This window comes from Methylobacterium brachiatum, assembly GCF_900113845.1.
Lineage (GTDB): Bacteria > Pseudomonadota > Alphaproteobacteria > Rhizobiales > Beijerinckiaceae > Methylobacterium > Methylobacterium brachiatum.
The window spans coordinates 35,350-46,380 of record NZ_FOQW01000028.1 but is presented as its reverse complement, the minus strand read 5'-3'; the positions used below and the strand labels follow the sequence as shown (position 1 = coordinate 46,380).

Annotated in this window: 8 protein-coding genes and 1 tRNA gene; 3 read left to right on the top strand and 6 right to left on the bottom strand. The window is 70.2% G+C overall.

What is annotated here, in order from left to right:
• The first annotated feature begins 79 nt into the window (after nucleotides 1-79).
• Nucleotides 80-1,182, top strand: a protein-coding gene (locus BMZ47_RS26125; protein ID WP_091865144.1) for an IS3 family transposase whose coding sequence is annotated in 2 segments (ribosomal slippage) — nucleotides 80-341 and nucleotides 341-1,182 — 1,104 coding nt in all. Because the reading frame shifts where the segments join, the coding sequence is not laid out codon by codon here.
• 268 nt (nucleotides 1,183-1,450) lie between these two features.
• Here BMZ47_RS26125 and BMZ47_RS26120 read toward each other — a convergent pair.
• Nucleotides 1,451-1,527 (bottom strand) — tRNA-Arg (locus tag BMZ47_RS26120).
• Between the two features lie 484 nt (nucleotides 1,528-2,011).
• Here BMZ47_RS26120 and BMZ47_RS26115 point away from each other — a divergent pair.
• The gene (locus BMZ47_RS26115; RefSeq protein ID WP_091865142.1) at nucleotides 2,012-2,440 is read left to right on the top strand and encodes an RNA polymerase sigma factor region1.1 domain-containing protein; all 429 of its coding nucleotides are present in this window, start codon (nucleotides 2,012-2,014) and stop codon (nucleotides 2,438-2,440) included.
• A 75-nt stretch (nucleotides 2,441-2,515) separates the two neighbouring features.
• Nucleotides 2,516-2,905: a phage holin family protein gene (locus BMZ47_RS26110; protein WP_007558429.1), complete on the top strand. Its 390-nt coding sequence runs from the start codon at nucleotides 2,516-2,518 to the stop codon at nucleotides 2,903-2,905.
• A gap of 22 nt (nucleotides 2,906-2,927) precedes the next feature.
• Here BMZ47_RS26110 and BMZ47_RS26105 read toward each other — a convergent pair whose 3' ends face one another.
• The 5 genes from BMZ47_RS26105 to BMZ47_RS26085 form a co-directional block, all read right to left on the bottom strand.
• Nucleotides 2,928-4,631 carry a sensor histidine kinase gene (locus tag BMZ47_RS26105; RefSeq protein WP_091865140.1) on the bottom strand — a complete coding sequence of 568 codons (1,704 nt, stop codon included), beginning with the start codon at nucleotides 4,629-4,631 and terminating at the stop codon, nucleotides 2,928-2,930.
• A gap of 6 nt (nucleotides 4,632-4,637) precedes the next feature.
• Complete coding sequence (locus tag BMZ47_RS26100) at nucleotides 4,638-7,514, bottom strand: PAS domain S-box protein (RefSeq protein ID WP_244536941.1); 2,877 nt, start codon at nucleotides 7,512-7,514, stop codon at nucleotides 4,638-4,640.
• Nucleotides 7,515-7,666: 152 nt separating this feature from the next.
• Entirely contained in the window at nucleotides 7,667-7,891 is a 225-nt protein-coding gene (locus BMZ47_RS26095) for a hypothetical protein (protein ID WP_007558018.1), read from the bottom strand.
• A gap of 511 nt (nucleotides 7,892-8,402) precedes the next feature.
• Nucleotides 8,403-9,266 (bottom strand): SMP-30/gluconolactonase/LRE family protein, encoded by an 864-nt coding sequence (locus BMZ47_RS26090; protein WP_007558017.1) that lies wholly within the window; start codon nucleotides 9,264-9,266, stop codon nucleotides 8,403-8,405.
• A gap of 169 nt (nucleotides 9,267-9,435) precedes the next feature.
• Entirely contained in the window at nucleotides 9,436-10,746 is a 1,311-nt protein-coding gene (locus BMZ47_RS26085) for a sugar MFS transporter (protein WP_091865138.1), read from the bottom strand.
• Nucleotides 10,747-11,031 lie beyond the last annotated feature (285 nt).

Sequence of the window (11,031 nt, the reverse complement as noted above, 5' to 3'; positions counted from 1 at the left end):
TTGACCCTGACCCAGCAAACTGGTCCGCGTCGAGCGCAAGTTTTTCGGGCATCCTGAACCCTGAAGGAGGGTGGATGCCATGCCTCGCAAACGCTTCACGAACGAGCAGATCGCCTTTGCCCTGCGGCAGGCGGAGAACGGTGCGACGGTGGACGAGGTCTGCCGGAAGATGGGTGTGTCTGAGCCGACATTTTACCGCTGGAAGAAGCAGTTCGTCGGCATGGGGGTGCCGGAGATTCGGCGGCTCAAGCAGCTGGAGGATGAGAACAGCAAGCTCAAGCGGCTGGTCGCCGACCTGACACTGGACCGCTCCATGCTGCAGGACGTGCTCAAGCGAAAGTGGTGAGGTCCGCCGCTCGCCGTGAGGTCGCCGGTCACCTGCAGGTGGCCTATGACATCAGCGAGCGTCGGGCCTGTCAGGCCACCGGCTTCGGTCGTTCGTCTCAGCGTTACCGCAAGCGCGCCGATCCGCAGGTAGCTCTGCGCATGCGGCTGAAGGAGCTCGCTGCTGCACGGGTGCGCTATGGCTACCGGCGGTTGCACATCCTGTTGCGACGGGAGGGCTGGGAGGTGAATCACAAGCGCACCTACCGGATCTACCGGGACGAAGGGCTGTCGATCCGGCCCAAGCTGCCCAAGCGCAAACGGGCCTGGCGCTACCGACAAGGGCGGCCCGCGATCGGCGGACCGAACGAGGTCTGGGCGATGGACTTCATGTCCGACCGCCTGTTCGACGGACGTCCGTTCCGGATCCTGACGGTCGTCGATTGCCATACGCGAGAGGCGCTCTCGCTCACACCGAGAGCTAACTTCCGCGCCTTCCAGGTGACCGAGGCCCTGGATGCACTGGTGAAGCTCCGCGGTCGTCCAAAGAGCCTACGGGTTGACAATGGGCCGGAGTTCGCCGGGCGCATGCTCGACCAATGGGCCTACCTGAACGGGGTCGAGATCGACTTCTCCCGACCGGGTAAGCCGACCGACAACGCCTACATCGAAGCGTTCAACGGCCGCCTACGGGCAGAGTGCTTGAACGCTTCGTGGTTCCTGTCTCTGGCCGATGCCCGTGAACGCATCGAGGACTGGAGGTGCCACTACAACGAAGATCGACCCCATACGGCCCTGGGCGGCTTGACGCCCCGAGCCTTCGCCAACCAAGCTGTCACAGCCCGAGAACTTGCATAGGTCGTGGACCATAAACCGGGTCAACTCCACAGGGGCGCAAGGCCATACCTCAGGGAGGACCACCTTTCAGGGGGCAGGCCAATCGGCCGGCTGATGCGGGAGAACGTAACGACGGGCGAGATCCCGTTCCGGAAGGCGTGGCTCCAGGCGATCGTCGATGTGAGTGCGGACGTAATCCGCATCGTCGGCGACAAGGCCAGCCTGCAGGCAGCCATCACGGGCAGCAGCGCATCAACCGTGGCAGGGTGTTCGCAGTTCTGCACGGAAGTGGCGCACCCGACACGATTCGAACGTGTGACCTTTGCCTTCGGAGGGCAACGCTCTATCCAGCTGAGCTACGGGTGCTAGCCGCGTCGATTTCCTAACCCAACCGCGCCGCAAGCGCAACGGCCTGGACATGGCGGATGTGTGGCTCCTGAGGCTCGGGGTCTGCCAGGACGTAGCGCGCCGTTCGAACGCTCCGACCCTTGCGCGACGTCTCCCTGCCCCGAGGGCAACATCGCGGCACAAGCGACTTGCTGGCTACGATTTATGGGGACATTTGCATGAAAGATCTTGGGCCTCCGCGTGTGCTATTGGCCATCCTCGCCGTACTTTCGTGCGCGTTGGAACCGACGGATGGCGATCGCTCGTGAGAAATGGCCACATTATCGCTGGGCGAGGAAACTAGAGCACCCAGGTTGCATATCGATCCGGGGCTCAAGAATTTCGTGACTGATCGAGAGCTGCATGCAGACTTGACATCAAATCCTCAGGAAACCGTCGCGCGCGTCGCGGATTTTCGCGCAGAGCAGCGCCGGCCATGCGGATCCGGTGACGGGGGTTGGCGATGGCGCAGACGATCGATCGCGGGACGTTGGACCGGCTGATCGCGCTCGGTCGGGCGCGCGGGGAACTCACGGCGGGCGATCTCCAGGCCGCGCTTCCGGTCGACCACATGGATGTCGATGCCCTGGTGCTGGTGATGCTGGAGCTCGAAGCCGCGGGGGTCAGCGTCGAGCCGGAGGCTTTTGGGCCCCCCATCGACCGGCCGCTGCCCGGCGCGCTCACGCTTCCGGAGGCGGGCCCCGGGGCGCCGCCGCCGATCCTGCCCACGGGCGGGACGGGAGCCCCAGCGGTCGCGGCGGAGCGCGGGCCGGGCCCGGCCGCCGCCTCGCCCGAGGGGGATCCGGACGGAAGCCGGGCGGTCACCCGCGCGGTCGCCCTGGCGGGCCTCGCGACGGTGCTCATCCTCGGCGCCGTGCTGTTGATGCTGTGAGACCCGGCCGGAACGCTTCCGCAGCCGCCCCCGTTGGCCCCCGGCCTGACGGACCACGAGGATAGATCCCGAACCATGCGTCAACGAGCCGACGGTACACTGGGCCTGCTGGTCACGGCCCTGCGCGAGAGCGCGGTGCATTTCGGCGCCCTGCTGACGCTGGCGCGGACCGAGATCGACGGCAACCTCCGGGCGATCGTGTCGCTCGTCGCGATCGTCGGCACGATTCCCGTGCTGCTGATCGTCACCTTCTTCCTCGGGCTCGACGCGGTGGTGAAGCTGCTCGCCGTGCCGTTCGGGTCCGAGGCCCCGGCGGCACTGATCGTCGCGGCGCCGTTCCTGGTCGTGGCCCTCGTGCTCGGCTGGTTCGGCCTGCGCCGGATGGCGCTGTCGAACCTCGAGCCGTGGCGGACCTGGCGGCAGGTGAAGCAGGATGCTCGCGAAATCGTGCGGCCCCGGGCCTGACGGCCGTGACGCGCGGGGCCGTCTACTGCGTCGGCGTGAGGATCGCGCTGAGCCCCGGCGCGAGCGGGACGTCGAGATAGCAGCGCAGGCCCGCGGCCTCGAAGGCGAGGTCGACGATCCCGTCGAGCTCGCGCCGCACGCCGCCGGAGATCAGCCGTGTCCCGAAACCGGCCCGGGCCGGCGGGTGGACCGGCGGGCCGCCGCTCTCCTGCCAGGTGAGGCGCAGGCGCGGCATGCCGGCCTCCGTCGTGACGAGAGACCACGAGACCCGCACGCGTCCGCCCGGTGCCGAGAGCGCGCCGTATTTGGCGGCGTTCGTGGTCAGCTCGTGGATCGTCATGCCCAAAGCCAGGACATGGCGCGGGGATAGCGCGACGTCCGGCCCGTCGAGGCCGATCTGGTCGCCGCCGGTGCGGTAGGGGCTCAGCTCGCTCTCCAGCACCTCGCTCAGGGAGGCGCCGCTCCAATCCTCGCGGGTCAGGAGGTCGTGGGTCTTCGACAGGGCCAGGATCCGCGCCTCGAGGACGCCTTCGGCGCCGCGGGACTGGCGAGCCAGGGCCTGCACGGTGGCCAGCGTGTTCTTCACCCGGTGGTTCAGCTCGTGCAACATCGTGACCTGCTGCTCCTGCAGGGCGCGGCCGCGGCGGATCTCGGCATGCAGCTCGTCGGTGTTGCGCTGGAGCGTGGAGGCCATCGTGTCGAGCTTGCGCCCGAGGCGGCCGAACTCCGTCATGCCGCGCAGGCCCGTGCGGGCGGAGAGGTCGCCGTCCTGCCAGGCCGCCGCGACCCGGAGCAGGCGATCGATCGGGCGGCGGATGAACATCCGTCCGGCCAGGAGCGCCGCGGCCAGCGCCAGGACCGCGCCGAGGGCGATCAGCACCAGCCCACGGCGGGTGGCGGCATCGATATCCGCGAAGGCCGCCGCGCTGTCGCGCCCGACCATGAGGCGCACCCCGGCAAGCGCCCCGTCCGGCATCGCGGTGGCGATGATCCGGGTTCGGCCGTCGATATCCTCGGCGATGCGCACCGCGCCGTCCCGGGCCGTCCGCAGAGCGGCGCGCTCCGGCGGGATCGGCTTGCCGATCCAGTCCGCTCCGTCCGGGCGGCGCGCGATGATCAGGCCGTCGCGGTCCGTCACCGTGATGGCCGTCTCGGCCTGGTGCAGGGTCTGCTCCAGATGGTCGGACAGCCAGTCGAGATCCACGGCGGCCAGGAGGACCCCGGTGGCGGGGCCGTCGCTCTCGTCCCGGCCGGCCACCACCCGGGCGAAGTGGATCGAGGGCAGCTTCGACACGGTGCCCAGCGCGTAACCGCCGACCGCGAAGCCGCCCGCCTCCAGGGCGCGGCGGTGATAGGCGCGGGCGCCGGTCGAGTAGGCCCCCGGCACCGAGCCGGCGCTGTCGCAGATCACGGTGCCGTCGGGATCCGTGAGCGCGAGCAGGATGACGTGCGGAAGCCGGGCGGCGGACCGCTTCAGGTAGGCCGTGCAGGCGGCGGGGTCGCGCACCTGGACGGAGCTATCCCCGGAGATGAGGTCGAGGGCCTGCCGCATCCGCTCCGAGAGCTGGGCGAAATCCTCCGCGGCGCCGCGGACGGTGGCGAGCGCGTCGGCGCGCACCGCCGCATCGCGGCTCGCGCGCAGGGCGACCTCATTGTAGCCCTGGATCGCCAGCGCCGGGGTCAGCGCCAGCAGCACCAGCAGCAGGATGCGGGTGGTGAGCGACATCGGCGGTCAGTCGAGGCCCGCGATCATCGCGCGCACCCGGGCGGCCAGGGCCTCGACCGGGAACGGCTTGGTCATCATGCGCATGCCGGGCTCGAGATGGCCGTTGCCGAAGGTCGCGTTCTCGGCATAGCCGGTGATGAACAGCACCTTCAGGTCCGGTCGGTCCGGGCGGGCGGCATCGACCATCTGCCGGCCGTTGAGGCCGCCGGGCAAGCCGACATCGCTGATCAGCAGGTCGATCCGCCCAGGCGCGCGCAGCACGGCGAGGCCCGCCTCGGCATCCGCGGCCTGGAGCGCGGTGTATCCGAGGTCGCCCAGAACCTCGACGATCAGGTCGCGCACCACCGGATCGTCCTCCACCACGAGCACGGTCTCGCCACGCTCGGCCCGGTGCAGCTCGACGAGGCCGGATTCACCCGTCTCGGGCGGTGCGGCACCGTGGTAACGCGGCAGATAGAGCTTGACCGTCGTGCCGCAACCCGGCTCCGAGTAGATCCGGACATGCCCGTCGGACTGCTTGGCGAAGCCGTAGATCATCGACAGGCCGAGGCCGGTGCCCTGGCCGAGGGGCTTGGTGGTGAAGAACGGGTCGAAGGCCCTGGCGGCGATCTCGGGGCTCATGCCGGTCCCGGTATCGCTGACGCTGACGCAGACATAGGCGCCCTCGTTCACCCCCGCGTTCTGGCGCGTATAGGCCCGGTCGAGATGCGCGTTGCCGGTCTCGATCACGAGGCGGCCGCCCTCGGGCATCGCGTCCCGGGCGTTGATCGCGAGGTTGAGCAGGGCGTTCTCGAGCTGGTGCGGGTCGCACAGGGTCAGCCACAGGCCGCCGGTTGTGACGATCTCGAGATGGATCCGCTCGCCCAGCGTGCGCCGCAGCAGGTCTTCCATGCCGGTGATCAGCGGGTTGGCGGCGGTCGGCTGCGGCTCCAGCGGCTGGCGCCGGGCGAAGGCGAGGAGGCGGTGGGTCAGCGCCGAGGCACGGTTGGCCGACGACAGGGCCGCCCGGGCGTAGCGCTCGATCGCGTCGGTGCGGCCCTGCTGGATGCGGGTCTGCATCAGGTCGAGGGAGCCGACGATGCCGGTCAGCAGGTTGTTGAAGTCGTGCGCGATACCGCCGGTGAGCTGGCCGATCGCCTCCATCTTCTGGGCCTGCAGCAATTGCTCCTCGACCCGGCGCTGCTCGGTGAGGTCCCGCCCGACGATGTAGAACAGCCCGGTGCCGGGATCGGGCACCGCCGTCCACATCACGACGCGGCGCTCGCCCGCCCGGGTCAGGACGCGGTCGACGAAGCCCATCACCGTCTCGCCGGCCGACAGGCGGCCCACCACCTCGGCCATCTCGACGTGGTCCGCCGGATCGACGATGTCCAGGAACGGCCGGCCGAGCAGCTCCGCCTCGCTCCAGCCGAGCATGTGCGTCCAGGCCGGATTGACGGTCTTGAGGAAGCCGTCGAGGCCCGCCGTCCCCATCAGGTCGTTGGTCGTCTCCCACAGCCGGTCGCGCTCGCGGGTCCGCTGGGTGACCTCGGAGAGGAGTGCGGCCTCGACCCGCTTGCGGTCGGTGATGTCCTGCACGAAGACGTGGAAGCCGTCGACCGCCCCGTCGGCCCCCCGCCGGGGCAGGTAGCGGATCTCGGCGTCGCGGTGGCGCCCATCCTGGTGAGGCCAGGGGATCTCGAACCGGACGGCCTCGCCGGCGCGGGCGCGCTCGACATAGGGGCGCCGCAGCTCGAAGGCGGCGGGCCCGAGCAGCTCGCGCACGTCCCGCCCCACGATCTCCGCGGCCGGACGGAAGAACCAGTCCTGATACGCCGCATTGGCGAAGCGGTAGATGTAGTCCCAGTCGATGAAGGCGATGAGCACCGGCAGCGCATCGGTGATGAGGCGCAGCTCGCGCTGGTTGGCCTCGGCCCGCTGCTCGGCGGATTTGTGGTCGGTGATGTCGCGCACCGCCCCGACGAAGCGGATCGGTTGCCCCCCGGCGTCGCGCTCGATCGCGCCCCGGCGGGCGATCCAGCGTTCCGCGCCGTCATCCGCCCGCCGGATCCGATAGGCGACGTCGGCATCGGTCAGGCCGGCGCCGCGGTCCGCCCACTGGGAGACGAAGCCGGCATCCTCCGGGATGACGAGGCGGGCGACCGCGTCGACCGGCAGCGTCTCCTGCTCGGCCAGCCCGTACAGGCGGAAGAAATGCGGCGTGGCGTGGATGATGTTCCGGTCCAGATCGATGGAGAACACGCCGACGCCGCCGGCCTCCTGCGCCCGGCGCAGGCGCGTCTCGGAGGTGCGCAGCGCCGCCTCGGCCCGGACCTGGGCCCCGATCTCGGTGTTGACGCCGAACCAGCGCACCACCCGGCCGGAGGCGTCGCGCAGCGGCACGATCCGCGTCAGGAACGGCCGGAACACGCCGTCGGCCCCGCGCAGGGGGAAGACCATCTCGAACGGCTCGCCGGTGGCGATCGAGGCGGCCCAGACCGCCGTCACCCGCGGCAGCGCCTCCGGGTCGTGGACGCTCTGCCAGCCCCAGCCGGCCATGGCCGCCTGCGTGGTCCCGCAGTAATCGAGCCAGCGCCTGTTGTACCAGTAGAGATAGCCGTCGCTGCGGGCGAGCCAGCACAGGATCGGGAGGTGGTCGGCGAGCCGGCGGAACTCGGAATCGTCGATCCGCGCCGGATCGGGCTCGGGCAGAATCGCGTCGATCCGGGCGGGCGCTTGCCAGAACGCGCGCGCGAAGGCGGTCTCGTCCCGCGGCGGCGCCTCGGTCGCGGCCTCCGCCCGGGCCGTCGCGAGCGCGGAGCGCAGGCGGGCGACTTCGTCCTCAAGGGCGCGGTTGCGGCGCCGGAGAGCCTCAGCCTCATCCGCGCTCAGGGTGCCGCTCACGGCCTGCGAGCCGTGCGGAATCGCCCGGGCACGGCCCGCGACACCGTGAGAATGCAATCGAAGGCTGTACGCCGGCTCATCTCGGCCTTGTTGCAGAACCGGCCGACGCTCGCCAGCCCGAACGCGGGCTCGGACTCGCTTCGCGGGCGGCCTTAATGTTCGCGGCTGCGCGTGGCCCCGGCCACGGGGCGCAGATGCAGGAAGCTGCGCTCGCCGGTAGCGGCCTCGGCCACATGCTGGATCGTGTCGAGCAACTCGGTGACGGCCTGGGGCGCGGCCGGGCGGAACTGCGCCTTCGGCTCGACCCAGCGCTTCTGCGTGCGCCTCGCGGCGATCTGCGCCTCGCTCAGCGCATCGAAATCCCGGCGTCGAGTCATGGCTCAGCCCTCCGCCCGGGACTGTGTCGGCCCATGGTTGACGAAAGGTTAACAGGGCCTCGTCGTCCGAGGGCGCAGGGGCGAGGGGAGGGCCGGGGCGCACGCGCCCTAGAGCGGGCCGGCCCGGGCGGCCAAGGTGCGCGCCAGCTTGAGCAGCACAGCACGGATATGCGCACGAAGCGGAGTGTCGTCGTCCATGCGTCGATCAACGGCGCAACCGCCGAAAACGTTTCACGATCATGCCGTTGGTGCGCGTCGCTGCGCCAAAGCTCGACCGTGAGGAGAGCCCGCACGGCCGCCGGCCGATCCGGCCGTGACGCCGCGATCAAAGAACCCGCCGCGGCAAAGCCGGGCGGGTCAAAGGTGATCTCGTCTCGGAGAAGGCCCGACGCTAGACGCCGCGCCCCGTGAGCGCATCCCCCATCCGAGGGACACAAGCCACACGATTTGGCGATCTCGATCCGGTGCGAGCGATCGCGCGCGCCGCGGCAGCCGGGAAGCCCGCCGCCCCTCAGCCCCCGAACGCCCGGGGCGGGAGGCCCGCCACGCCGACATCGAGTTCGAACAGGGCCCCCGCGGACGGCTCGTGCTCGGCACCCCGGGACGCCGACGTGACGAACAGCCGGTCGAGCCCGGGCCCCGCGAAAGCGCAGCTCGTGATGTTGGTGGCCGGCAACGAGATCGCCCGCACGAGACGCCCCTCCGGATCCACCCGGCTGATCCGGCCCGCCCCCCAATGGGCGATCCAGAGGCAGCCCTCGGCATCCGTGGTCATCCCGTCGGGCCAGCCCCAGGCCTCCGGAAAGCGCAGGAATTCGCGCTTGCCCGTCAGGGTGCCGTCGGCGGCGAGATCGAAGGCGAAGACGGTCCGGGCGGCGCTGTCGCTGTGATAGAGGATCCGGCCGTCATGGCTGAAGGTCGGACCGTTGGCGACGCCGTAATCGCCGTCCATCCGCTGCCAGGTCAGGTCGGGATCGAGCCGGTGCAGGGCGCCCGAGATCGCGGTCTCGGCCTGGTGCATGCTCCCCGCCCAGATCCGGCCGGCATAGTCGACCTTGGCGTCGTTCAGGCGGTTGTCCGGATAGTCCGGCTCCGGATTTCCGATCGGCGTGACCTGGTCCGCCTCCAGATCGAACACCGCGAAGCCGCTCTTCAGGCCGATCACGAAGTCGCGCCGGCCGGCCCGGGGGATGATCCAGCCGATCGGCTCCGGGAACGGGCGCGTGCCGGTCGCGCCGCTCGCGAGGTCGAGCCAGCGCAGGGCGGGCGCCTCGATATCGACCCAGAACAGCCGCCCCCGTTCCGGCACCCAGACGGGTCCCTCGCCGAGCCGGTCGCGCTCGGCGCGGGCGACGACGCGAAACTGTGCCTCCATGGGATCGCCTTCTCTCGAGTGCCGGCCTCCGGAGCGGCTAATGGTCCGGCGGCCGGCGGGCGCGTGACATCAACGACTTGAAGCGACTTCTTGGAGCGCCTTCCGATGGCGGCGCGATCGGGAGCCGCTCCGGCCCGCCGCCCCACGCCGCATCGCGGGTGGCGGCCGATCAGGCGCGGTCGGAGGCGCCCCGACCCGGCCGGCTGCCCCACAAAGCGAAGAACAGGACGTAGAGCTCGCAGGCGGCGGTGATCAGGAAGGAATGCTGCAGGCCGAACCGGTCGGCGGCCCAGCCCTGCACCACCACCAGGGAGCCCCCGGCGATCGCCATGATCAGCAAGCCCGCGCCTTCCTCGGTCAGCGGGCCGAGGCCGCGGATGCCCAGGGTGAAGATCGTCGGGAACATGACCGCGTGGAACAGCCCCACGGAGATCAGCGCCCACATCGCCAGCGGCCCCGTCGCGAAGGTCGCCACCAGCATCACCGTGAAGGCCGCGATGGCGGCGCCGGCCAGGACGGTCTCGGCGGACCGCCCCTGCATCAGGTAGCTGCCGACGAAGCGGCCGACCATCATCCCACCCCAGAGCAGGAACAGGTAGCGCGACGCCTCCGTATGCGTGAGGTTGCCGATCTCCGGCTGCGAGACGAAGTTGATGAACAGGTTCGACACGCCGATCTCGGCGATCAGGTAGATGAAGATCGCCGGCACGCCGAATACGAGGTTGCGGTGGCGCCAGAGCGACAGGCCCGCGCGCTCGGCCTTGGCGGCGCGCTTCGTGGCGCCTCCCGCACCGATGGCGGGCAGCGGGAAGCGGGCGATCACCACGGCGAGCACGACGAGGATCGCCGCCACGATCAGGTAGGGGAGCTGCACGGACTGCGCATCGGCGAGCCGCTCGGCCGGGCTGAGGGTGGCGCCGGCCGCGACGTTGCCCGAGGCGGAGCGGCCGAGGATCAGGTAGCCGCCGAACAAAGGCGCCAGGGTCGTGCCGAACGAGTTGAACGCCTGGACGAGGTTGAGGCGCGCCGGGGCGGTCTCCGGCGGTCCGACCACAGCCACGTAGGGGTTGGCGGCGACCTGAAGCAGGGTGATGCCGCTCGCGATCACGAACAGGGCCGTGAGCGTGATCGCGTACGAGACCTGATGGGAGGCCAGGACCATGCCGAGCGTGCCCAGCGCCATGATGCCAAGGCCCACCACCAGCGCGCGCTGGTAGCTGATGCGCTCGATCAGCTTCGCCGCCGGGATCGAGGCCACGAAATACGCGATGAACCACACCGACTCGATCAGCGTGGTCTGCGTATAATCGAGGTCGAACACGCTCCGGAGATGAGGGAGCAGCGTGTTGTTGATGACCGTGATAAAGCCCCACATGAAGAAGAGGCTTGCGAGCAGCGAGAGGGCGGGGCGGTAGCTGCCCTGATCGCGCGTCGCGGTCGCCGCCGCGGGCGCTCCCATGCTCGCGATCGGTCCTGCCATCAAACGTTTCCCCTCATCGAGGCCGCCTTGCCGGGCCCCTTGTTGTGGAATTCATTTGTATGAGTATATAGCGGAATTGCGGACGTCAACCGCGGCACCCGCGAGGGCCGGCGCACGGTCGGCCAGGCGGGAGCGAGCGTCTTGAGGGGGGAGCGGATGCGTGGAGTCGGAGCTGTCGCGCTGGGCGCCTGCGTGGCGATCCCTGCGGTCGCCCAGGCGTCCGAGCCGGTCCGGACCGTGTTCGGCACCCTGCCGGACGGCCGCACGGTCGAAGAGGTGACGCTC

Excerpts from the sequence above, each read along its gene's own strand:
- BMZ47_RS26090 (WP_007558017.1), bottom strand. The coding sequence starts at position 9,266 with ATGGAGGCACAGTTTCGCGTCGTCGCCCGCGCCGAGCGCGACCGGCTC.
- BMZ47_RS26085 (WP_091865138.1), bottom strand. The coding sequence starts at position 10,746 with ATGGCAGGACCGATCGCGAGCATGGGAGCGCCCGCGGCGGCGACCGCG.
- BMZ47_RS26115 (WP_091865142.1), top strand. The coding sequence starts at position 2,012 with ATGGCGCAGACGATCGATCGCGGGACGTTGGACCGGCTGATCGCGCTC.
- BMZ47_RS26095 (WP_007558018.1), bottom strand. The coding sequence starts at position 7,891 with ATGACTCGACGCCGGGATTTCGATGCGCTGAGCGAGGCGCAGATCGCC.
- BMZ47_RS26110 (WP_007558429.1), top strand. The coding sequence starts at position 2,516 with ATGCGTCAACGAGCCGACGGTACACTGGGCCTGCTGGTCACGGCCCTG.
- BMZ47_RS26105 (WP_091865140.1), bottom strand. The coding sequence starts at position 4,631 with ATGTCGCTCACCACCCGCATCCTGCTGCTGGTGCTGCTGGCGCTGACC.